Source organism: Mycobacterium sp. GA-0227b (genome assembly GCF_001499855.1).
Taxonomy (GTDB): domain Bacteria; phylum Actinomycetota; class Actinomycetes; order Mycobacteriales; family Mycobacteriaceae; genus Mycobacterium.
In genome coordinates this window covers 285,036-306,363 of record NZ_LQIK01000029.1, presented here as the reverse complement: position 1 = coordinate 306,363, position 21,328 = coordinate 285,036, and the positions used below count along the sequence as shown (strand labels likewise).

Below are 21,328 nucleotides of genomic sequence, written 5' to 3'. Positions count from 1 at the left end.
TCAGTGACCTCCAATGTCCGTTGGCCACGGCACGCCCGGCGGTGGGGCGGCCGGAACCTGCGGGCCGGGTCCCGCGGGCGGTGGCGGTCCTGTCACTGGCCCGGGTGGCATCGCAGGCGGAGGGAATGGTTGCGATACGGGGCCAAGGGGTTCCGTACGCGCTCCCCGCGGCGCCGGCGGCAGCGGTACCGGCACGCCCTGCACTTGTGGCGGTGTTTCTCCCGGGACACCGGCGATGGGAATGCCGGGTTGGTATCCGGGCCCGCTCGGGTTGGGTTGCGACGTAACGACGTTCGGGGGTCCGAAGCCGGCGAACGGTCCGAGGGGACCCTGGCTCTGGTCGAGATGTGCGCACGGAAGTGGATTGGCCATAGTGGGTGTCCCGTCGGCCGGCGGGGTGTACGAGCAGGGCGAGCCCGGCGGGACGGCCGGCCCCGGGTTCTCGGGTGTGCCCTCCAACACTGGCGGCGCCGGCGGCGGCGCGCCGTTGGGGAAGCGCATCCCGTTCGGGTCGGGCCATCGGAATGCCGGCAGACCCGCTCCGCGCCAGAAGTTCTCAGGATCGATACCGCGCTTCTTGAATGCGGCATCGACGAACGGTTGCAGAATCTGGTAGGGCAGCAAGTTTGCGATCATCACCTTGAAATACGGCCCCGACGCCAGGCCCTCGTTCAACGCGGCGGTGTACTTGGCAAGCGTGACAAGCACCCTGCCCAAGTCGTCCTTGCGTTCCACCAGCACGTCGGTGAGCGTGCGTACCTGTTCGAGTACGTGGTTGAGGTTCGGGTTGTCGTCGATCAAGCCCTGCAGTTGCTTCGAGAAGGCCGAAACCCGTTCCAGGAGTGCGTCGATTGCGTCACCACGCTTGTTGAACGCGGCAAGTAGGCCCTGCGCGTTGACCAGCAACCGGTCGAACTCTTCGGCGCGGTTCCCCAGTACGTCGGCCGCCTTGTGTGCCTGCGCCAGCAAATGAGTAATCTGCTCGTCGCGCTTGCCGATGGTGTCGGAGAACTCGGCCACCCCGTCGAGGGCGGCACTCAGGTGGGGGTAGGTCTGGTCGACGGTTTCCGATAGCACGTTGAGTGACTGCTTGACGGTGTCGATATCCCAGCCAGCGGCGGCCTCGGTGACATCGAAGAACGCGTCATAGATCTGGTACGGGGTAGTGCTTTGGCCCAGTGGCAGCGTTTCGCCGGGCCTCAGGGGCCGATCGCCCCGCGGCTCGATCTCGAGCACTTTTTTGCCCAGGATGGTGTCGGTGCGAATGGCCAGTCGGCTCTCGGCGCCAATGGTGTTGGTGCCGATCGAGAACTTCACTGCGACATGGTCGCCGTCAATCGCGACGCCCTCCACGATGCCGACGTCGGTGCCCGCGATGCGCACTTTGTCGCCCGGGAAGACTCCACCCGAGTTCGCGAACTCCGCATAGTAGGAGGGGCGGGCGAAGAGCATCGGCACGCTGGTGAAGGTCTGACCGACGCCGATCACCAACGCGGTGATCGCAATGAACATGAGTCCGACGCGAATTCGGTTGGAACGCTGTAGTGATCTCATTGCGGCGTACACCGACCCGTCGGCTGGGACAGGAGCTTGACCGTGCGAACCGGCCCGCCGGGCTGCAGTCCGTTCAACTTCAGGCCGATATCACATAGGTACAGGTTGAAGAAGTCGCCGTAGATGCCTCCAGCGCGGCCGATCATCTCGAATGCATCCGGCACCTTTCGGAGAAGATCGTCGAGCTGCGCCTGTTGATCGACGAGCGGAGTGGCGATGACGTCGAGGCGTTGCACGGTGTCGTGCAGCAAGGGGCGGTTGTCGGCGAGCAGGTCGGCCAAAGTCCCCGCAGCGTTGCTGATGTCTGCGGTTCGCTCGGCGAGCGGATCGCCCTTGTCCTTCAGGCCGGTGATCAGCACTTCGAGGTTGTCGATGGTCTGGTCGAACTCCGGTAGCTGCCGAACCGTGGTGTCCAGCACGGCGTTCAGATTGTCGACCACCGCACCGATGGCCTTGTCACGCTCGGCGATGTGGGCGGTCAGCTGCGCGGTCTGGTCGAGAATGTCGTTGATGGTGCCGCCCTGGCCCTGGAACACGGTGATGATGGACTGGGCGATGGTGTTGACCTTCTCCGGGTTCAGTGCCCGGAAAAGCGGCTTGAAACCACCGATGAGCGCGTCGAGGTCGAGGGCCGGCTGGGTGCGAGACAGTGGAATGACGCCGCCCGGCGGCAGGACTTGCGCCGCGCCCTCGCCCGCCCCGCGCTTGAGTTCCACGTAGCGGTTGCCGATCAGGTCTTGGTAGCGAATCGAAGCGGTGGTCGACTGATACAGCGGTAACGACCGGCTCACTGTGAAGTGCACCTGCACGCGTCGCCCACCGTCCACCAACTCGATCTTCTTGACCTTGCCGACCTCGACGCCGGATGCGCGGACGAACTGGCCCGCGCGCAAGCCGCTCGCGGTGCTGAACACCGCGGAATAGCTGTTGGTTCGGTCGAAGCGCAGTTGGCCGAACACCACGACGATGCTGATCGTGAGTATCAGCAGCACCACCGACAGCGCGGCGAGCTTGATGTTGAGACCCGTGGTTTTCATGGGTTGATCGTGTTCTCCCCGAATTGGCGGCCCCAGACGTACTCGGTGAGCATCGGCTGGCCGATTTCGAAATGGTTGTAGGGGGCCATGTTGAAGCCGGTGTCTGTGACCAGCCACGGGGCCGGCCACAGTTCGCGGGTGATCTTCTGCCAGCAACCCGGTTTGCCGCCGGGCCCACCCTCGGCGTTTACCCGCGGGAGGTTGTCGGGATAGATGTATGGGTTCGCGGCACCCAGTATCAGGGCGTTCGCGTTGCCGGAATATCCGTTGCCGCCCAGTATCTTTGCCACTTTGGGTTGGAGATCGTGAAAGTTGCGGATGGTGCAATACAGGGCGGGGCTGTGTTCATCGAGCAGCTCGGCGGTGGGCACCAGATCGGCGATCCCGCGCTGCAGGTACGGCCCACCCCGTTCGAAGATGTCGGCGCCGGTGTTACCGAAGCCGATCGCCGCCAACAACGCTGCATCGATGTTGTCGCGTTGCGCGTTGAATGTGTGCGCCGTGGTCACGGCATTGTCCAGAGCCTCCCAGAGATCCGGTGACGCGTCGGCGTAGATGTCGGCGAGATTCGCCAGTTGCCGGACGTCGTGGCGAAGCTGCGGCATCTGCGGATTGACGTCGTCGAGAATGGCGTTGCCGTCGACAATTGAGGCGCCGAATCTGTCACCCAATCCGGTCAACGCCTCGGCCGCGGCCGATAGCGTCATGTTCAACTTGACCGGATCTACCTTCTCGGCGATCGACGTGATCGTCTCGAAGAGCGTGTTGAATTCGGTGGTCACCGAGGTTACATCGATCACGTCGGTCGGTTTGATCGATTGCGGAGAAGGGTCTTTCGGAGTTGTGAAGGTCACGTATTTGTTGCCGAATACGGTGCTTGCCGTGATGTCGGCGAGGACGTTCGCCGGAATCGTGGGCACGTATTTCGGCTCCACGGTCAGGGTGATCTTCGCCATCGGGCGGCCATCGTGTTCCACCCCATCGACGGCTTGCACGCGGCCGATCGCCACCCCGTTGTAGGTGACCTTCGAGCCGGGGTCCATCACCAGACCCGCGCGTTCGGCCAACATCGTCAGCGTCGTCTTAGCCGTCAGATCGCCGCGGAACTGCATGTACGCCAATGTAAAAACCGCTGAGAGCAGGATCAGCGCGAAAAGCGCGGCCAGTTTCCTGCGAGGTTTGGGGAACTTGTTCTCCTTGACTTGGGACACGGGAAGGGGCGTGGTCATCGCGAGTCACACCGTGAGGTTGAAGTTGGGGTCGGTGCCGTACAGCGCCAACGAGGCCACCAGCACGATCACCACGATCAAAATCAGGGATGCGCGCATCGACTTGCCCACCGCCTCGCCGACACCCACCGGCCCGCCGCTGGCGTTGAAGCCGAAATAGCAATGGTTCAGCAGGACGCACAGTGCGATGAGGATCGTGATGGAGAATGACCAGACGATGTCGTCGGGCCGCAGGAAGGTCGTGAAGTAATGCTCATAAGTTCCAACGGACTGTCCGTAAAAGAGGGTGGTGACGAGCCGGGCGGCGAGGAACGACAAGATGATTGCGATCGTGTAGAGCGGAATGATGACAATGGTCCCGGCGCTGATCCGGGTGGCCACCAAGAATGAGATCGATTTGATGCCCATCACTTCCAATGCGTCGATCTCCTCGCTGATGCGCATCGCGCCAAGCTCGGCGGTGGCACCGGCACCGACCGTTGATGCGAGCGCCATACCGGTCGTAACGGGCGCGACGATTCGCACGTTGGCCAATGCAGCGAAGAATCCGGTGAAAGCCTCTACGCCGATGTTGCCCAGAGAAGCGAAGCCCTGGATTGCGATCAGCGAACCGGCTGACAATGTGACGAAACCGATGATCGACACGGTGCCGCCGATCACCGCCATGGCGCCGGTGCCCATGCCCATCTCGGCGACCAGCCGTAGCGTCTCCTTGCGGTAGTGCCGCGTGGCGAACGGGATCTGCCGCACCGCCGCGAGGACGAACAAGGTCACGTCGCCGATGCGGTCGAGAACACGCGGCAACGCAGTCGTGGCGTCGGTAACGTGTTGGTAAGTACGCGGATACCGCGCGCGCAGAACGGTCGCGGTACTCATGTCAGTTTCCGGTCCCGAACCGGACACCGATCGCGGTGAGGACCACGTTCACTGCAAACAGGGCAAGCACGCACAACACGAGCGTCTCGTTCACCGCGGTGCCCACCCCCTTCGCGCCTCCGCCAACGGTCAGCCCGCGATAACAGCCGACGAGACCGGCGATCATCCCGAACAACGTGGCTTTGACGATCGAGATGACGACTTCGGGCAAGCCGGTGATGAATGTCAGCGTCGAGACATACGCGCCCGCGGAAACGTTTTGGATGTATACGCCGAAGAGAAAACCACCGACGAGCCCGATGGTGATCACCGCGCCGTTGAGCAGCGCGGCTACGTATGTCGATGCGACGACGCGTGGCACCACTAGCCGGTGGATCGGGTCGATTCCGAGTACTTCGAGCGCATCGATCTCCTCACGGATAGTGCGGGCACCGAGGTCCGCGCAGATCGCCGTGGAGCCCGCGCCGGCAACCACTAACACCGTCACCAGCGGGCCCAGCTGCGTCACCGCGCCGAGCGCCGCGCCCGCGCCCGAAATATCCGCGGCGCCAAACTCGCTCAGCAGGATATTGAGCGTGAAGATGATCAGCACGGTCAGCGGGATGGCGACCGCGACCGTGGGCAAGAACGAGACCCGAAACAAGAACCAGCTCTGCAGTTTGAATTCGCGCCATTGAAACGGCCGAGTCAACGCCTTGGCAGTGTCCACACACATCTGCGCGAAGCCGCCGACCGCCTCCAAACTCGGCCCGGCTTGCTCACGGACATAACCCTTCAAATCTGGTGGGGTCGTCACCGGCACCCCTCGGTCGCGCCGACCCATGCTGATTTGCTGAATTCTGTATATAACATTTCGTTTGGGCGTACTACATGGCCCCCATCATCGACCTCAGCGGCGGCTTCGAACACTGGTAAGACCATGTCGACCTATCCCAAATACACGTTGCTCCAGTCCTCTTCGTATTCGTAGAGGACTACTGTGATCGCGATCACCGTAGCACTGGCTGAATGAGCAGTCAACGACTGACTGCGCAGACAGTCAGTATGGTGGTATAGTTGCCCCATCAGGTGAGGAGGCGGCGTGACACCGATGCGCGACGATGCGGAATTGCGCGGAAAATCCGCCGAGATTCTGGACGCCTTCACGCGCAGCGTCGCCCGGGATGGCTACGAAGGAACCAGCTTCTCCATCATCGCGACCGAACTCGGAATCTCACGGGGTTTGATAGCGCACCACTTCGGCACCAAGGAACAGCTCTTCGCGACTTCGCACTCTTCCTACATGCGACGACGAATCGACGAGGCGGTTCGGATCGTCGATGAATTGGCCACGCCGGCCGAGCAACTCGCCGGGCTCCTATACGGTGCCATTCTGGTTCAGACACTCGATCGAGATGCGACTGTGGCGTTTCAGCGTGAGGTCGCTCGGCTCGCGAAGGAAGACGAGGGTTCCGAGGGCCGCAAGCTGCGAGCCGAGTACACCGAGCTCGTGCGCGACGTGCTCGATGCGGGCGTTGCATCTGGTGAGTTCCGTCCCGGTGACACGAGGACGCGAAGCCTGCTCATCTTTGGTTCTGTGCATTGGGCGTGGACTTGGTTTCGACCGGAGGGGCCGAAGTCGGTCGAGCAGATCGGCGCAGAAATCGTCGATCTGGCCCTCGGATCGCTGATGGTGACACGTCGTCGGTTGGCGCGGCTCGCCGACCCAGACGGTGCAATCGTCGCCACTGTGCGCGACATTCTCGCCAACGGACACCAGAGGCCTGCGAAGTCGCGTTCAGCTTGAACACACTTGGTGAGGTTTGTCGCGAGGTCCTGAGCCCTACTTCATCACCCGACGCGACAGCCGGCCGATCACGCGGCGCATCGGATCCGAGATGAACACGGCGACAAGACCGTTGCCGAGGTCCTCGCGTAAGCGCGTCAGCTTCGAGCTCTTGATGCGCCACCGTCCGTCGGCCTTCTCGTAGGTCTCGGTGTAGTGCCCGTACCCGCGCAGGTTGATGCCAGGACCGAATCGCACGACGTCCTCGAGCGCCCACACACCGCGTGCCGTCGTCGACGAGGTGATCTCGATCTCCGGTGCATGCACCTGGTGCACGGTCGCCTGGTTGCGCAGGCTCTTACGGGTGAACGCGACGAACTCGTCGGCGCCGTCGATCACCTTGCCGCCCGCTTCGGAGGTATCGCTGTGAAAGTCGTCGGCGAAGATGGTGCGCCAGGCCGCCCACTGCTTGGTGTCGAGCAGCCTGCAGTAGCGCGCTTTCAACTGTTTGATCGCTTCGATCTCCACGAGGTCGGCTTCGGTCACTTGGCCATCTCTTTCGCGCGTTCGACATAGAACCGCGCCGCCCGCCTGATCGACTCGGCGGTCGGCCGTGGCTGCCAGCCCAGTTCTCTTGTGGCCTTACTGTGGTCCGCCGGCGGCATGATGTGCAACAGTCGGACACCGGTGATGTTGATCGGCATCTGGCGTCGCAGCAGCCTGCCCGCCGCGGTGGCCATTCCGACCGCGGTGTACACCAGGGCGAGCGGGACGCCGAATCGCGGCGGCGTCGCCCCGACCTCGGTTGCCGCTGTCTGCAACATGTCTCGCATCGACATGTATGACTCCGAGATGATGTACCGCTCGCCTATCGCGCCGTTCTCGCCGGCCAGCAGAAATGCCTGCGCGACATCCTCGATGCCCACGACCTCGGTGTGCACTCCCCGGACGTAGGCGGGGATCTTGCCGAATGCGGCGTACTGCACCATCAACCCCTGATGCGGCTGCCAATCGCCCGGGCCGTACGGGTTCGACACGCACATCGCCACCGCGGGAAGTCCGCGCTCGCGCACGTAGCGCAGCACGAGATCCTCTGCCTGGCAGCGTGATTCGATGTATGCGCCGCCCTTGTCGCCCCAGTCGAACGGCATGTCCTCGGTGACCGGGCCGCGACCGTCGCCCAGCGCTATCGTGCCGATGGTGCTGCAGAACACGAACCGATGAAGGTCGGTCTCGGCGGCGACCTCGAGCACCCGCCGCAGGCAGTTGACGTTCGTCTCGAACAACGGCGCCGGATCGCGCAGGTGGAAGCGGGTGTCCACGATGCAGTAGTAGACGACGTCGCGGTCGGACATCGCCGCGCGCAGCGCCTCGTCGTCGTAGAGATCGCCGTAGCGGCGTTCGACATCGAGGTCGTCGATGGCCACCGTCGAACTGGTCTTGCGCAGGTACACCCGGACGTCGTCGCCGCGCTCGACGAGTTTGCGGGTGACATGGGAGCCGACGAAGCCGCTGGCGCCCATCACGAGTGCTCGACGGTTGGCGGGCGGCAATGTTGTCACCTTCCGTGGGTCACGAGCGGGGCGGCTCGCAGGCTCGCGCAGAAGTCTAGGACGCTTTCTTGGCGACGGGGGCGTATGCCGGCTTGCCGAGACCCAGCGCGTATTGGGCGATCATGTTGCGGAACACCTCCAGCGTGCCACCGTAGATGCCGACCAGCGGCGCGAAGCGATACACGTACTCCGCGGCGCCGTCGTCGGCGGCACCGTCGGCGCCCAGCGGCAGCGACGACGCGGTGCCGAGGATGTCCATCAGATCCGGCGAGATGTCCCGCATCGTCTGCGCCAGCGCCACCCGACCGAAGATGCTGGTGGCCGAGAACGCCGCCTCCATGCGGGCGACGCTGCGTCCCAACCGGTACGCCACCGAACCGTCGTCGATCAACCTGCGGCCGTTGGGGTCTGGCTCAGTGACCTTCGCCGCGGCCTTGTCGACCGCGGCGGCCATGGTGTTGGCCTGATGCATCATGATCGAGACGTCCTGAAGACCGTCGGCCGCCGCTTCGACCGCGCCGTGCTCGACGTTGAGCGGTTCACGCACCACCGTCCAGCCGTCGTTCACCTCACCGAGGCGATACTTGTCGTCCACACGGACATCGCTGTAGTAGACGATGTTCGTCCGATCGCCGTCGACGGTGCGGATGCCCTGAATCTCGATGCCCGGCGAATCGAGCGGTACCAGGAACATGGTGAGGCTCTTGTGCTTCGGTGCATCGGGATCGGTGTTGGTGATCAAGAAGACGTACTGGCAGTTGTGCGCACCGGTGGTGAACATCTTCGAGCCGTTGATGACCCAGCTCGATCCATCGGCTTCCCGCACCGCCCTGGTCTTGCAGGTCGCAACGTCGGACCCGCCTTCGGGTTCGGTGTAGCCCAGGCAGAGCCGTACTTCGCCGGTGTACACCCGCGGCATCACCTCGGCCTTGAGTTCCGGGGAGCCGAACTTGTCCACCGACCGCGCGATCATCGCGGTGGTGCCGAACGTCACCCACGGCGCGTGCGCGCGGCGCTTCTCCAGTTCCCAGATCCGACGCCGCACCCGGTTGAATCCGCCTTCGGATTCCGGCTTCCATTCGCGCGCGAGGTAACCGGCCTTACCGAGCGCCAGGTGGACGCCTTCGTCGAAGTTGTCGCCGGTCTCACGATCGCGGCGCAGGACGTCCTCGGTGACGATCTCGCGCAGGAACGCGCGCGCCTCGTCCTGGAACACCCGGTCTTCGTCGGAGAGTTCGACCCGTGAGAAATCCATTTACTCGGCCTCACCGCTCTCCCGCGCCGCGACGATGTCGGCGATGTACTTGGCACTGGCGGCGGGGTCTCCTCCGGCCAGCGCCCATCCCCTGGCGCGCAACAGGTATGCACTGGCGGCGGCCTCGGCCGAAACCCCGAGCCCGCCCTGGACATGCACGGCCATCGTGGCGGCTTTGGACGCCTCTTCGGCCATGAACACGAATGCCGACGGCGCCAATTCGGGCCGCTCGTCGGGCTCGTTGTCGAGGAACCACGCCGCGCGGCGCGCCAGGTTGCGCCCGCCCTGGACGGTGATCGCGATATTGGCCAGCGGATGCGAGATCGCCTGCAATGTCGAGATCGGTACACCAAGGGTGTAGCGGGTCTTGGCGAACTCGGCGGCGATGGTCATCGTCTCCTCGACGAGGCCGACCAGCGCCGCGGCGGTCAGGACGCGCCATTCATCCAGTGCTCGTTGGTATTCCGCCACCGCATCGGCCCCGCTCGCCAGGACTGTCCGGCTGTCGGCGGCCGACGGATCGATCCAGGCCATCGGCAACCGGCCGATGTTGTCCACCTTGACGGGCCGGGTGGCGAAGGTCAGCTTGACGATGTCTTGAAGACCGGGGCCGTCGCGGACGATGAGATGGTCGGCGACCGCTGCACTCGGCAGCAGTCGCATCCCGGGTGCGCTGTCCTGTTGCGGGTCGAGGCCGACGATCTGCTTGCCGCTGACGATATCGGGATCGACGGCGCCCAGTCCGCCGAGCAGACGCGCGGCGCAGACGTGGTCGATCCACGGCACCGGGGCCAGCGACCGGCCGATCTCCTCGGCCACCAACGTCAGGTCGACCAGTGCCGCTCCGTCGCCGCCCAGAGCTTCGGGCAGCGCCATCGTGGTCGCGCCCATCGTGCACAGACGTTCCCACAGGCTCTTGTCGAAGCCGGATGCCTCTGCGGCGCGGACGGTTTCGATCGAACAGTGGGTTTTGAAGAAGTCCTTGTACGCCGCCTGCAGCGCCTGGTGGTCCTCGGACAGGCTGTAATCGAGCCTGCGCAGTTCGTAACGGTCCATCACTGCTCCTTGTCGGCGCCGAAGAAGAATTCCTGCGCGTTGTTGTACAGGTAGTTGTTCAGCACCTCGGTCGGCAGGTCGAGGGCGATTGCCTCGGGAACGACACGGCGCATCTTGAGCACCGGCCAGTCCGACGCATAGATCACCTTGTTCGGTCCTCGGGTGCGCATGTAGTGAAGCAGGCTGTCGGGCAACCGCTTCGGCGACCACGCCGATGTCATCAGGCGAAGATTCTGATACTTGATCAGCAACCGGATCGCGACGTCCCACCACGGATCGGCACCGTGGATCATGCACAGCTTGAGTTCGGGGAACCGCACGCAAACCCGGTCGAGGTGGATCGGGTTCTGCACCTCGCCCGGAATCGGCGGTCCCGGCAGACCGGTGTTGACGCACAGCGGCAATCCGAGTTCGGCGCACTTGGTGTAGAGCGGGTAGTACACGGCGTCGCTGGGCGGATACTGACCGTCGCCCCAGAAGCTCGGCCCCACGGCCGTATACGCCACCGGCAGGTCCTTCACGACGGCTGCCAGCTCCCGCAGCGACGGGATGGGCCGCAACAGGTTGACACCGCCCATCGCCAGCGCGAACCTGTCCGGCCTGGCATCAACGAACTTGCGCGCGGTGGTCGAGGGTTTGGCGATGCTGTCCATCAGGATCGCCTTGACGACGCCCTGTTCGTCCATCTCGTCGAGCAATTCGCTCAGGTCGACGGGGGCGAACATCGACTGCGGACCCTTGAAATAGTCGTCGCGGACCTTGAGCATCCACGTCGGCTGCTGCTCGGTCTCGCCGAAGTGGACGTTGACCAGGCAGTCGATGGTCCGATTGGCCTTCGGGGAGGCTTGGGCGCTCATGTCAGCGACACCTGTTGTGTCGCAGTGCTTTTAGCCCAGCGGTAATCGGGCTTGCCGTTGCCGAGGCGACGAACGTGATCGACAAAGATGAACTCCTTCGGTGCCTTGAAGCGTGCGAGGCTCGACGTGCAATGTGTGCGCAGTGCTTCGTGGGTGGCATGCGCGCCGTCCCGCAGGGCGACAAGTGCCACGACTTCCTGACCCCACCGCTCGCTCGGCCGGCCCACCACCAGCGCGTCGGCGATGCCTGGGTGGGCGCGTAGCACTTCCTCGACCTCCTCGACGAAAACCTTCTCACCCCCGGTGTTGACGATCAGCGAGTCGCGGCCGAACAACCGCAGCGTGCCGTCGGCCGACAGCGATCCGCGGTCACCGGAGATCACCACACGCCGTCCGTCGACCACCGGGAACGTCTGTCGTGTCGCTGCTTCGTCGTCGAAGTAGCCCAGCGGAATGCGCCCGCCGCGGGCGACGAAGCCCACCTCGTCTTCGCCGGGCGCCACGAAGCGTCGGTAGTCCTCGGACAGCACCAGTGCACCGTCACGCAATTCGAAGGTGTCCTTCTCCTCGCCGCGCTGGCTGCGGCCGAACCCGACGTTGCCGGTTTCGGAGGATCCGTACCCGTTGATCAAGGTGATCTGCGGCAGCAGATCCAGCAGCGCGCGTTGGTGTTTCGGGTTGGTCGCCGCTCCCCCGGTGCCGATCGCGAACAACGACGACAGGTCATAGGAGCCGCGGCGCAACTCGTCGACCAGCGGTGCGGCGTAGGCATCCCCGACCATCGTCATCAGGCCGACCTTCTCCCGTTGTGCGGTTTCCAGTACCGCGCGCGGGTCGAATCTCGTCCGGTCATAGAGGATCACCGGCAGTCCGTTGAGCAGCGCGGCGAACGCCGTCCACATTCCCGCGGCATGCATCAGCGGCGACACCGCGAACCACGGTTGTCCGCCGTGTGCGACCTTGGCGTGAATCTCGTCGACGGAGTCGTGGTCGGCCCCGTTCATCGAGATCACATAGGTATCGCTCTGGCGCCACATCACGCCCTTGGGCCGGCCGGTGGTGCCGCCGGTGCACACCATCATCACGTCGTCGGGCGAGGGCATGATGTGGTGGTCGGTATCGCCGTGCGCCAGCGCATCTTCCAAGGCGATGGCACCCGGCAGCTGCGGAGCCGAAATGTCGTCATCGACCGAGATCATCAGGTCGGCGCTGGCGGGTGGAAGCACGTCGGCGAACTTGGGTCCGAAGGACCGATGATAGATGACGGCGCGGGGGCGCAGGTAGTCGAGGAGTTCGGTGACCTCGCGGGGCGTGTAGTTGTAGTTCACGTTGACCGGGACGGTGCGCGCCTTCAGGCATCCGATCACCATGTCGGGGTACAGGTCGTTGTGCATGAGCAGCGCGACGCGGTCCTGCCCGCACTCCCAGTTCTGCAGTTCGGCGCGTTCGCGGTGCGCGCCGAACCCTTGCCCGGCAAGGTAGTTGGCGAGCCGACGGGTGCGCTCGGCCGACTCGCCGAACGTGCTGCGGCGGGCCCCGCATACCGTCATCAGCCGATCGGGCACCGCCTGAGCGATCGCGTCGAGGACCGCCCCGATGGTCCACTCGGGCATGCTAGGCGCCGACCCGCACGCTCGCACCGAGCAGCTCGAGAGCGTTGTCGCGCATCACCTTCCGGGTGTCTTCGGCACTGAACTCGGGGAACTGCGGGATGTCGGCGGTGAACGCCATCGGGTCGGCCAGGCCTTCGCCGTGCGGCCAGTCCGAGCCGAACAGGATCTTGTCCACGCCGATGGTCTCGGCCAGCAGTTTGACGTCGTCCTCGTAGTACGGCGCGATCCAGACGTTGTTGCGCAACTGCTCGACCGGGTCCTCCTTGAAGTGGTACGGCGCCGTGTTGGCCGCCTTCTTCAGCCGCTTGATCAGCCGGTAGACGAAGTAGGAACCGTTCTCGATGCTGGCCACCTTCAGCTTGGGGTGCCGGGTGAACACCTGGTGCACGATCATCGAGGCCATCGAGTCGTGGATGGCGCGGTCGTCGAGCAGGACCTGGTCGAGCGGATCCTTCTTGCCGAAGCCCTCAAACGTCGACTTGCCGCCCCACAGCGCCGCAATCGCGAGGTACCCGCTGTCGGACAGGTGGAAGATCACCGGCACGCCGGCTTCGGCGAGGCGCGCCCAGACCGGATCGTGCAGCGGATCGCCCAGCGACCGCGGTTTCACCACGCCCGGCACGGGCGCGGGCCGCACGCACACCGTCTTGGCGCCGCGACCCAGGACGAACTCGACCTCCTCGACCGCCTTGTCGGGGTCGGCCAGCGAGATGATCGGCGCCGAGATGAACCGGTGGTCGGGCCGGTCGAAGCCCCAATCCTCGTCCAGCCACAGGTTGAATGCGTGCACCGACGCCATCGTCGCCTCGATGTCGTGCTTGAGCGCCTCCTCGACGCCGCACGCGAACGTCGGCAGCATGAACACCGTCTCGAGGTTCTGCTTGTCGAGGGTCTTCACCCGGGCGTCGCGGTTCTGGTACTCGGGGTGGTCGGCCAACCGGTCGACCTTCATCAGCGATGCCGGGTCGACGCCGTCGGGAATCTCGCCGCGGAACAGCAGGTCCAGGCACCCGGGTTCGATGATCGGGTCGAACGTCGGGTTCGGGATGAAGTGGTTGACCCGCTCGCCGATCACCGCGAAAGTGCGCTTGCCGTCGGTGAGCATTTGCACGCCACGGCGTTTGAACTCCTTGGGCAGGTGCCTCGTGAACGAGTCGACCGGTTCGTAGTAGTGGTTGTCGACGTCGATGGCCATGTAGTCCAGCGGTTTCGGGGAAGTCATGGGGTGTCCTCCTGCTGCGGTGTCAACGGCGGAAAGTTCGGTGGGCGCTTCTCGAAGAAGCTCGTGATGCCCTCGAGGAAGTCGGGCCGCGTCATCGATTCGTGCATCAGCTTCTCGGCATGGTCGCTGGCTTCGAAGACACTGCGCATGGTGTCTGCGTACACCTGTTGCTTGATCACCGCCAGCGAACTGGGCGCACAGTTGGCGGCGATGTCCTCGGCATAGCCGATCGCGCGGGATAGCAACTCGTCCGGCGCCAGCACCTCGTTGACCACGCCGAGCCGTGCGGCCTCGTCGGCGAAGAACATCCGGCCGGACAGCAGCAGGTCCATCGCCACCCCGGTGCCCACGATCCGCGGCAGGATCCAGGAGATCCCGTATTCGGCGATCAGCCCACGTCGCGCGAACGAGGTCGTGAACTTGGCGCCGTCGGCCGCGAAGCGCACGTCGCACATCAGCGCCAGCGTCAAACCCATTCCCGCGCAGGCTCCGTTGATCGCGGCGACGACGGGTTTGCGCATGCTCATCACGAAGTGTGGATGGCGCGCGCCGACCAGCTTCCCGACGTCGGCGTCGGCGGCGCCTTCGACGGTGGCGGCGCTGATCGTGGTCAGATCCCCCATGTCCGCGCCGGCACAGAATGCGCGACCGCTGCCGGTGACCACGATCGCCCGCACGGTGGGGTCCGCCTCGGCACAGTCCAGTCGCTCGTAGAACATGGTGGCGAGCCCGCCGCCCCATCCGTTCATCCGGTCCGGCCGATTGAGCGTGATCAGCGCGACGCCGGTGTTACGCACCTCGTAGCGCACCGGGGTGATGACCGGTTCGGCGACGTGGTCAGGAGCGCTCACCCGGCAGTCCTCCTCCGGCGGTCCGAGGCTTGTGAATGCTCATACTGTACACCTATCGGTAGTGCCTTCCGCAACCGTCGGGAACTCAGCTGCCGACCAGCCCGAACCGCCGATATGCAGCGTCGATCTGGGCTCTGGCCTCGGCGGGCAGCCCCGCCTGCGGCGGCCGCGAGTGCGGATACGCGCCGATGGGCAGTCCGAGCACCGATGCCGCGTACTTGAACGCGCCGCCCCAATGTGTGAAGTAGTCCGGCCGACCCGGATAGCAGGTGAACCACGACCCCATGTCGAGGTCGAACTGGTCCAGCCCCGATTCCCGCGCATGGTCCATGGCCTCGACGAGCTTGTCGGCCAGGATGAGTTCCCAGTACTCCGAGAACGGCCGGTGCGCAGCGGTCTCGAACAGGTACCCGGCGGTGCCGAGTTGCGCGGGGCAGACGACGCCGTCGCGCAGCCACCCGGCGCGGTACACGGTCTTGTCGCACTCCCACACCGCAAGTCCGGGCGCCAACTCGTGCAGCATCCGGCTGGCGGCCGGGCGGAACGCACCTTCCTTCGTCGCGCAGACAGCCGGAATCTCGTGGAAGATTTCGGCGCTTTCGGCCGGTGTCAACACGTAACCCGACGACGGCGAGTTGAACATTCCGAGCGCGATGTCGGTGCGGTCGGCGATGTATCGGAAAAAGCGCAGCACGCCGACTCCGCCGTGCGCTTCCATCATCGGGGTCTGGATGTAGACGATGTCGGCGCCGACCTCCTGTGCATGACGCGTCAGCTCGAGGCAGTCCTTGGCCGCCGTCGCGGCCGTGCACGCCTGAACGACAACGTCGGGATTGGCGGCCCGGCCCTCTTCGATTGCGATCTCCAGCAATCGTTTTCGCTCGTCGATCGTCAGGGCCCAGAATTCGGCGATGCCGCTCGTGCACCACAGCAGCGGGTGATTCAGAACGCCGACGCAGTGCCGCACCAGCGCCCGATACGCGTCCCAGTCGATGTCGTCGCCGTCGACACCGCAGAAGGGCGTGTACAGCGAGTCGCCGATACCCCGCAGATGAGTGCGGGCCCACTCTCGAGCGTCTTTCGCCGTCGCCACGATGATCTCCTCAGTCTCAGGTGAAGTCTGAGCCGCCGTCGACGTTGACGTTGGCCCCCGTCATGTACGAGTTGCGCCGAGACGCGAGAAACGCGACGACGGGCGCGATTTCGTGCGGTAAGCCGGCCCGCGGCAGGTGAGCAGGGTGGCCGAAGTGCTCGCCGATGGCGGCCATCAACGCGTACGGATCGTTGCCGTCGACACCGACGGATTCGGCCCAGCCGATCAATGCTTCCGATGCGATGCTGCCCGGTGAGACCACGTTGACCAGGATCTCGTCCTTGGCCAGCAACAACGACAGGTTTTTCGAAACACTGGTCAGCGCCGCTTTGGCCGCGGTGTAAGCGGGCAGGATCACGCTCTGCCGTTGTGTCGAATGCGCGGAGAAGTTGACGATGCGCGCCCAATCCGCGGTGCGCAGCAACGGAAGCGCCGAACGCACGCAGTGCACCATTCCCATCACTCCGCCGTCGAACGCGTTTCGCCACTGCTCGTCGGTCAGATCCTCGAAGGTGCCGACGGCGTCGGGTCCAACGGCGTTGATGAGGATGTTGAGCCCGCCGTCCCAGCGCTTCCCGACCTCATCGAAGACCCGCTGAACCTGGTCGATGTCGGTGGTGTCGGCGGTCAGCGCCACCGCGTCGGGGCTGCCGAGTTCGGCGAGGGCTGTGGCCGCGTCGTCGAGGACGTCCGGTGTGCGGCCGACGACCGCCACCCGGGCACCGTCTTCGGCCAGGCAACGCGCGGTCGCGAAACCCATCCCGCGCCCGCCGCCGACCACGACGGCCGTGGCGTCCTTCAGCCCGAGATCCATACGGCCTTTCGCTACCCGATTCGGTAGTGAACCTTACTATAGGACTTACAGTAGAACGGTGAAATCACCGTCGGAAGCGGCTGACGGTACATTCAGGTCCACCAACCCCGTTCGCGGGGGCGCAACGTACAGCTGATTCGATGGAGGTGCCCTACGTGGCAAGGCAACCGACCGCCGAGAAGCGTCAGCGACGTGAGCGCGGATCCATCAATCCCGACGACATCATCAACGGCGCCTTCGAACTCGCCGAACAGGTGGGCATCGACAACTTGTCCATGCCACTGCTGGGCAAGCACCTCGGTGTCGGCGTGACGAGCATCTACTGGTACTTCCGCAAGAAGGACGACCTGCTCAACGCGATGACCGACCGCGCGCTGCGCCAGTACGTCTTCGCGACGCCGTATGTGGAGGCCAAGGACTGGCGCGAGACGTTGCGCAACCACGCACGCACGATGCGAAAGACATTCATGGGCAACCCGATTCTGTGCGACCTGATCCTCATCCGGTCCGCGCTGAGCCCGCGGACGGCGAAGGTCGGCGTGCAGGAGGTCGAGAAGGCGATCGCCGGCCTGGTGGAGGCGGGCCTTTCGGCCGAGGACGCATTCGACACCTACTCCGCGGTGTCGGTGCACGTTCGCGGATCGGTGGTGCTGCACCGCCTTCGCGAGAAGAACCGCGCGGCCGCCGAGGGTCCGAGCGACATCGAGGAGACGATGACCATCGACGCCGAGACCACCCCGCTGCTGGCCTTGGTCACCGAGAAGGGTCACCACATCGGTGCGGCCGACGACAAGAACTTCGAGTTCGGCCTCGAGTGCATTCTCGATCACGCGGGCCGGTTGATCGATGAGACGAAGACCAAGCCCGCGAAGAAGTCTCGTAAATAGCGATTTCGGTGTAGTTCATCGCGCTCACCGCAACCAACTACACCGAAATCTCCTAGACCTCGATGACGACCGCGCCGCCCTGGCCGCCGCCCGCACACATCCCGGCGACGCCGATGCCACCGCCGCGCCGCTGCAACTCGTAGACCAGCGTGGTGACCATCCGCGCGCCGGATGCGGCGATGGGATGGCCGAGGCTGCAACCACTTCCGGAGAAGTTCACCAACTCCTCGTCGATGCCGAACTCACGGCAGGCCGCGATCGGCACCGATGCGAACGCTTCGTTGATCTCCCACAGCGCGACATCGGATGGCTTGAGCCCGGCACGATCGAGCACCTTGCCGATGGCCTTCACCGCACCGAGCCCGCAATCGCGCGGTGGCACGCCCGCCGCGGCCCAGGCCCGCACGGTCGCCATCTTGGTCAAGTTCTCGGCGTCGGCGTACTCACTGTCCACCAGCGCCACCGCGGCCGCGGCATCGTTGGTGCCGCTGCTGTTGCCCGCGGTGATCGAGAAGCCCTCGATCTCCGGATGCAGTGGCTTGAGGCCGGCCAGCTTCTCGACGGTGGTGTCGCGGCGCGGATGCTCGTCGACGCTGAACTCGATCACCGAACCGTCGAACTGCTGTACCTTCAGCGGCACGATTTCGTCGACGAACTTGCCGGCGTCGATCGCGGCGATGGCGCGTTGATGCGACCGCGCCGCCCATGCGTCCATCTCTTCGCGGGTGATGCCGACCGCCTGGGCGGTGTTCCAGCCGACGGTGATCGACATGTCCTTGCACGGGGCGTCGGGCGTCTCGACGTGCGTCGGCGGCATCCACTTCTCTTCGAACTTCAACTCGGGCCCGGGGATGCGCCAGTTGACCAGCGGCGTCATGGACAGCGACTGCACACCACCGGCGATCAGCGCACGCTCCATACCGGAGCCGATCTGCGCCGATGCATTGCCGATCGCGGTGAGGCTTCCCGCGCAGTGCCGGTTCACCGACTGCCCGGGTACGTCCTGCAGGCCGATGGCGTCGGCCGCATAGCGGGCGAGATCGCCACCGCCGTAATGTGATTCGGCGAAAATGAGGTCGTCGATGGCCTTCGGGTCGATCCCCGACCGCCTGATCACCTCGGGCAGCACGGTGGTGATCAGCGTTTCGGGTGGAGTGTTGACCAGCGTGCCCTTGAAGGACCGGCCGATCGCCGTCCTGGCGGCACCGACGATGACGGGTGTGCGCATGTTCTCCACCTCGGGGTTCGACGTAAGCGACGTTACAAAACTAGCAGATAGTGTAGCGAACCCCGCTATTCGGGCTCCGGCACGTGGAAATGCTCGTCACGCAGCCGGAACGCTTCCTTGGTGCCGTGCTGCGCCCGCGTCTTGACGAAGTTGAACTCACCGTCGGCGAACTGCAGGTTCGTCCCGTAGGCATGAAACAGATAGCTCGCCACTTCCTCACCCTGGTAGGCCTGGCTCTGCTCGACGAGGCGGAACGCCTCCTTGGCGATCACGACGCCGTCGGCCGGCATCTTGGCCGCCTTCTCGGCCCAGTACCGCGCCCGTGCCGAGACCTTGTCGGGATCGCAGGTTTCGGTGAAGACGCCGAGATGCTCGACCGCCCCGGCCTCGATGATGTCGCCGGTGAGCAGGAGTCGTCGCGCGAGCACCGGACCCAACCGGTGGAAGAACATGTGCAGGCTGCCCAGCGCGGGGCCGAGGAAGCGGGTTGCGGGCATCCCGATCTTGGTCGTGCGGGCGATCACGGAGATGTCGGTCATCAACGCCATCTCGAAGCCGCCGCCCAGCGCGTACCCGCTGATCTCTCCGACCGTGACCTTCGGGAAGCCCATGAAGTTGTGGTAGAAGCCGAAGGACTTGCGGTCGACCGTCAGCCGACGGCGTTGGCTCGGGCGCCGCTTGGCTTGCGCCGAGTCCTTGTCGCCATACCAGGCGTAGGCGTTGTTCATGTCGGCCCCGGTACTGAACACACTGTCGGCGCCACGCAACAACACCACCGTGATGTCGTCGTCGTCGGCGACCTGGTCGAGGTGCCGGCCGACGGCGTCCCGCATCGCCGCGTCATAGGAGTTGCGCTGTGCCGGGTTGTTGAACGTGATCGTCGCGATCCGCTTTTCGCGGTCGACGTCGAACAGCACGCGGTCATCGGCGGTAGTGGTCATCGGGTGTCCTCACTGAACGCTGGAAATGAGCTTGGCCTCAATGGTTTTGTCTGCGCCGACGGCGAGCGTGTTGCGTCGCGCAGCGGCCAGATGGTCGGTGGCCAACCGCACCGCACGGGCTTCGTCGCCGTCGCGGATCGCGCCGAGCAACCGGTGGTGGTCGCGCAGCGCCGCCCGCATGGTCTTCTGGTTCATCTCCCCCGCCGGGCTGTCCGTGCCGGCGGTGCCCGTTTCGTCGCCCCACACCGACGATTCGTGTGCCGACCAGATCAACTCCAGCGAGCCGATCAGCAGGATCATCGGCTCGTTGCCGCATCGAGCAACGATCGCCTCATGAAAGCGCCGAGCGTTCGGGACGAACTGCACAGGATCGTCGAACGCGGTTGTCTGCCTGCCGATTTCTTGTTCCAGGTAAGGCATCACCTCGGTCATGCGGTCTTTCCGGGCGGCGCACATGCCCGCACAGACCGGCTCGAGATGCAGTAGCGCACCGCTGACGTCGGCCGGTGTCGCCGACCGGGCCTGCAGCACCATGCTGATCATGTGCGCGGTTCGGTCGGCCGACGGCAGATGCACCACCGCGCCGCCCATGTTGCCTCGGCGCACCGAGATCAGCCCATCCACCTCGAGAAGATGGATGGCCTCGCGCAACGCCGGTGGGCTGACGCCGAATTCGGCGAGCAGGCCGTCCTGAGATGGCAACACGTCGCCCTCTTTGAGCCGCCCTGAAAGGATGTCGTCACGCAGCCTCGCGGCGACGATCTCGGCCACCCTCGGTTGACGGATCCGCTGGGACCTGATCATCTGTCGCGGCGTTTCCCGAACTCGAACACCGAAAGCCGGTCAGGTGGGGACGCCGCGGTGTGGAACTCCCCGATGCACAACACGTCGTCTTCGCGGAGCAATCGGGCGGTCGAGGTCACCCGCCCGTCGGTCTCCACGCGGGTCACGTCGAAGCCGAGTTCGGTGAGGATCGGCGTCGGCTTGCGGAATGTGACGGTCAGCGAGCGGGTCTTACCGGTTCGCCCCGTCGCGCAACTGTGATGCTGTGTCACGCAGTCGAAGAACACCGCCAGGAACCCGCCGTTGACCAACCCGGGCGGACCTTCGAACAGCACAGGGAAGGTGACTCGCCCCGTGGCCGCAACCTCGCCGATTTCGTCAAAGGTGTACTCGGGAAAGGCCGGGTTGTACGCGCCGACGTCAAATGCGTGATCGAGGTAGATGCGCTGGGAGTCGGTGGCCGCGGGGCCGATCCGTGGTGTGAGATCCGCCGGTGCCGCAGCGGCCAGTTCGCGTTCCCACTCGTCGATCTGCCCGAGCATGGCATCGACGGTCGGGTGGTCGTGCTCCAGCGACAGCAGCAGCCCGCTGAGCCGACGGATCGCGCCCGCCGCGGCGACGGTCTGCGGCAGGGGCTGCTCACCGAAGCTGGGCGTCGTGTGCGCCATGACTACCTTCCATCGCGGGAGCTGTCCTTGCTAACTTGTACAAGAT

The 21,328-nt window shown here is 64.9% G+C and carries 21 protein-coding genes; 2 read left to right on the top strand and 19 right to left on the bottom strand.

Translation table 11 applies throughout. The features are described from left to right. Genes AU185_RS17305 through AU185_RS17285 form a run of 5 tightly spaced genes read right to left on the bottom strand, consistent with a single transcriptional unit; the run spans position 1 to position 5,492 of the window. Positions 1–1,554 carry a virulence factor Mce family protein gene (locus tag AU185_RS17305; RefSeq protein WP_059100874.1) on the bottom strand — a complete coding sequence of 518 codons (1,554 nt, stop codon included), beginning with the start codon at positions 1,552–1,554 and terminating at the stop codon, positions 1–3. Then, positions 1,551–2,591: a virulence factor Mce family protein gene (locus AU185_RS17300; protein ID WP_059100875.1), complete on the bottom strand. Its 1,041-nt coding sequence runs from the start codon at positions 2,589–2,591 to the stop codon at positions 1,551–1,553. Before AU185_RS17300 ends, AU185_RS17305 begins: the two co-directional genes overlap by 4 nt. Continuing rightward, the gene (locus AU185_RS17295; protein ID WP_059100876.1) at positions 2,588–3,820 is read right to left on the bottom strand and encodes an MCE family protein; all 1,233 of its coding nucleotides are present in this window, start codon (positions 3,818–3,820) and stop codon (positions 2,588–2,590) included. Before AU185_RS17295 ends, AU185_RS17300 begins: the two co-directional genes overlap by 4 nt. Positions 3,821–3,826: 6 nt before the next feature. After that, the gene (locus AU185_RS17290; protein WP_059100877.1) at positions 3,827–4,696 is read right to left on the bottom strand and encodes an MlaE family ABC transporter permease; all 870 of its coding nucleotides are present in this window, start codon (positions 4,694–4,696) and stop codon (positions 3,827–3,829) included. A gap of 1 nt (position 4,697) precedes the next feature. Then, positions 4,698–5,492 carry an MlaE family ABC transporter permease gene (locus AU185_RS17285; protein WP_059101127.1) on the bottom strand — a complete coding sequence of 265 codons (795 nt, stop codon included), beginning with the start codon at positions 5,490–5,492 and terminating at the stop codon, positions 4,698–4,700. 294 nt (positions 5,493–5,786) lie between these two features. Between AU185_RS17285 and AU185_RS17280 the strand changes: the two genes are divergently transcribed. Next, positions 5,787–6,482 (top strand): TetR/AcrR family transcriptional regulator, encoded by a 696-nt coding sequence (locus AU185_RS17280; RefSeq protein WP_059100878.1) that lies wholly within the window; start codon positions 5,787–5,789, stop codon positions 6,480–6,482. A gap of 36 nt (positions 6,483–6,518) precedes the next feature. Here the strand turns inward: AU185_RS17280 and AU185_RS17275 are convergent, their stop codons facing one another. From AU185_RS17275 to AU185_RS17230, 10 genes are all read right to left on the bottom strand, one after another. Next, positions 6,519–7,007, bottom strand: a complete 489-nt coding sequence (locus tag AU185_RS17275; protein WP_059100879.1) for a nuclear transport factor 2 family protein — start codon at positions 7,005–7,007, stop codon at positions 6,519–6,521. Next, positions 7,004–7,984 (bottom strand): NAD-dependent epimerase/dehydratase family protein, encoded by a 981-nt coding sequence (locus AU185_RS17270; protein ID WP_059100880.1) that lies wholly within the window; start codon positions 7,982–7,984, stop codon positions 7,004–7,006. Before AU185_RS17270 ends, AU185_RS17275 begins: the two co-directional genes overlap by 4 nt. A gap of 85 nt (positions 7,985–8,069) precedes the next feature. Next, positions 8,070–9,269: an acyl-CoA dehydrogenase family protein gene (locus AU185_RS17265; RefSeq protein WP_059100881.1), complete on the bottom strand. Its 1,200-nt coding sequence runs from the start codon at positions 9,267–9,269 to the stop codon at positions 8,070–8,072. Beyond that, positions 9,270–10,325 carry an acyl-CoA dehydrogenase family protein gene (locus tag AU185_RS17260; protein WP_059100882.1) on the bottom strand — a complete coding sequence of 352 codons (1,056 nt, stop codon included), beginning with the start codon at positions 10,323–10,325 and terminating at the stop codon, positions 9,270–9,272. It lies immediately after the preceding gene. Continuing rightward, entirely contained in the window at positions 10,325–11,182 is an 858-nt protein-coding gene (locus AU185_RS17255) for an amidohydrolase family protein (protein WP_059100883.1), read from the bottom strand. Before AU185_RS17255 ends, AU185_RS17260 begins: the two co-directional genes overlap by 1 nt. Further along, positions 11,179–12,795 carry an acyl-CoA synthetase gene (locus AU185_RS17250; RefSeq protein WP_059100884.1) on the bottom strand — a complete coding sequence of 539 codons (1,617 nt, stop codon included), beginning with the start codon at positions 12,793–12,795 and terminating at the stop codon, positions 11,179–11,181. Before AU185_RS17250 ends, AU185_RS17255 begins: the two co-directional genes overlap by 4 nt. A 1-nt stretch (position 12,796) precedes the next feature. Next, entirely contained in the window at positions 12,797–14,017 is a 1,221-nt protein-coding gene (locus tag AU185_RS17245; protein ID WP_059100885.1) for an amidohydrolase family protein, read from the bottom strand. Then, complete coding sequence (locus tag AU185_RS17240) at positions 14,014–14,868, bottom strand: enoyl-CoA hydratase (protein ID WP_059100886.1); 855 nt, start codon at positions 14,866–14,868, stop codon at positions 14,014–14,016. Before AU185_RS17240 ends, AU185_RS17245 begins: the two co-directional genes overlap by 4 nt. An 85-nt stretch (positions 14,869–14,953) precedes the next feature. Beyond that, positions 14,954–15,961 (bottom strand): dihydrodipicolinate synthase family protein, encoded by a 1,008-nt coding sequence (locus tag AU185_RS17235; RefSeq protein ID WP_059100887.1) that lies wholly within the window; start codon positions 15,959–15,961, stop codon positions 14,954–14,956. A 16-nt stretch (positions 15,962–15,977) separates the two neighbouring features. Then, the gene (locus tag AU185_RS17230) at positions 15,978–16,775 is read right to left on the bottom strand and encodes an SDR family NAD(P)-dependent oxidoreductase (RefSeq protein WP_059100888.1); all 798 of its coding nucleotides are present in this window, start codon (positions 16,773–16,775) and stop codon (positions 15,978–15,980) included. Positions 16,776–16,915: 140 nt separating this feature from the next. Here AU185_RS17230 and AU185_RS17225 point away from each other — a divergent pair, with 140 nt between their 5' ends. Next, positions 16,916–17,662 carry a TetR/AcrR family transcriptional regulator gene (locus tag AU185_RS17225; protein ID WP_172800326.1) on the top strand — a complete coding sequence of 249 codons (747 nt, stop codon included), beginning with the start codon at positions 16,916–16,918 and terminating at the stop codon, positions 17,660–17,662. 52 nt (positions 17,663–17,714) lie between these two features. Here the strand turns inward: AU185_RS17225 and AU185_RS17220 are convergent, their stop codons facing one another. The 4 genes from AU185_RS17220 to AU185_RS17205 all read right to left on the bottom strand — a co-directional run bounded on the left by AU185_RS17220 (position 17,715) and on the right by AU185_RS17205 (position 21,282). Beyond that, positions 17,715–18,890, bottom strand: coding sequence for a thiolase family protein (locus AU185_RS17220; RefSeq protein WP_059101129.1), 1,176 nt, complete (start codon positions 18,888–18,890; stop codon positions 17,715–17,717). A 65-nt stretch (positions 18,891–18,955) separates the two neighbouring features. Then, on the bottom strand, positions 18,956–19,831 hold the full coding sequence (locus tag AU185_RS17215; protein WP_059100889.1) for an enoyl-CoA hydratase/isomerase family protein: 876 nt from the start codon (positions 19,829–19,831) through the stop codon (positions 18,956–18,958). Positions 19,832–19,840: 9 nt separating this feature from the next. Beyond that, positions 19,841–20,635 carry a FadR/GntR family transcriptional regulator gene (locus AU185_RS17210; protein ID WP_059100890.1) on the bottom strand — a complete coding sequence of 265 codons (795 nt, stop codon included), beginning with the start codon at positions 20,633–20,635 and terminating at the stop codon, positions 19,841–19,843. Next, positions 20,632–21,282, bottom strand: a complete 651-nt coding sequence (locus AU185_RS17205; protein WP_059100891.1) for a hotdog family protein — start codon at positions 21,280–21,282, stop codon at positions 20,632–20,634. The genes AU185_RS17210 and AU185_RS17205 overlap by 4 nt, the downstream gene beginning before the upstream one ends. Between the last annotated feature and the right edge of the window lie 46 nt (positions 21,283–21,328).

What these genes read in the sequence shown, in the direction of transcription:
- AU185_RS17305 (WP_059100874.1), bottom strand. Translation starts at nt 1,554, where the DNA reads ATGAGATCACTACAGCGTTCCAACCGAATTCGCGTCGGACTCATGTTC.
- AU185_RS17300 (WP_059100875.1), bottom strand. Translation starts at nt 2,591, where the DNA reads ATGAAAACCACGGGTCTCAACATCAAGCTCGCCGCGCTGTCGGTGGTG.
- AU185_RS17295 (WP_059100876.1), bottom strand. Translation starts at nt 3,820, where the DNA reads ATGACCACGCCCCTTCCCGTGTCCCAAGTCAAGGAGAACAAGTTCCCC.
- AU185_RS17290 (WP_059100877.1), bottom strand. Translation starts at nt 4,696, where the DNA reads ATGAGTACCGCGACCGTTCTGCGCGCGCGGTATCCGCGTACTTACCAA.
- AU185_RS17280 (WP_059100878.1), top strand. Translation starts at nt 5,787, where the DNA reads ATGCGCGACGATGCGGAATTGCGCGGAAAATCCGCCGAGATTCTGGAC.
- AU185_RS17270 (WP_059100880.1), bottom strand. Translation starts at nt 7,984, where the DNA reads ATGGGCGCCAGCGGCTTCGTCGGCTCCCATGTCACCCGCAAACTCGTC.
- AU185_RS17265 (WP_059100881.1), bottom strand. Translation starts at nt 9,269, where the DNA reads ATGGATTTCTCACGGGTCGAACTCTCCGACGAAGACCGGGTGTTCCAG.
- AU185_RS17260 (WP_059100882.1), bottom strand. Translation starts at nt 10,325, where the DNA reads ATGGACCGTTACGAACTGCGCAGGCTCGATTACAGCCTGTCCGAGGAC.
- AU185_RS17255 (WP_059100883.1), bottom strand. Translation starts at nt 11,182, where the DNA reads ATGAGCGCCCAAGCCTCCCCGAAGGCCAATCGGACCATCGACTGCCTG.
- AU185_RS17250 (WP_059100884.1), bottom strand. Translation starts at nt 12,795, where the DNA reads ATGCCCGAGTGGACCATCGGGGCGGTCCTCGACGCGATCGCTCAGGCG.
- AU185_RS17245 (WP_059100885.1), bottom strand. Translation starts at nt 14,017, where the DNA reads ATGACTTCCCCGAAACCGCTGGACTACATGGCCATCGACGTCGACAAC.
- AU185_RS17230 (WP_059100888.1), bottom strand. Translation starts at nt 16,775, where the DNA reads ATGGATCTCGGGCTGAAGGACGCCACGGCCGTCGTGGTCGGCGGCGGG.
- AU185_RS17225 (WP_172800326.1), top strand. Translation starts at nt 16,916, where the DNA reads ATGGAGGTGCCCTACGTGGCAAGGCAACCGACCGCCGAGAAGCGTCAG.
- AU185_RS17220 (WP_059101129.1), bottom strand. Translation starts at nt 18,890, where the DNA reads ATGCGCACACCCGTCATCGTCGGTGCCGCCAGGACGGCGATCGGCCGG.
- AU185_RS17215 (WP_059100889.1), bottom strand. Translation starts at nt 19,831, where the DNA reads ATGACCACTACCGCCGATGACCGCGTGCTGTTCGACGTCGACCGCGAA.
- AU185_RS17210 (WP_059100890.1), bottom strand. Translation starts at nt 20,635, where the DNA reads ATGATCAGGTCCCAGCGGATCCGTCAACCGAGGGTGGCCGAGATCGTC.
- AU185_RS17205 (WP_059100891.1), bottom strand. Translation starts at nt 21,282, where the DNA reads ATGGCGCACACGACGCCCAGCTTCGGTGAGCAGCCCCTGCCGCAGACC.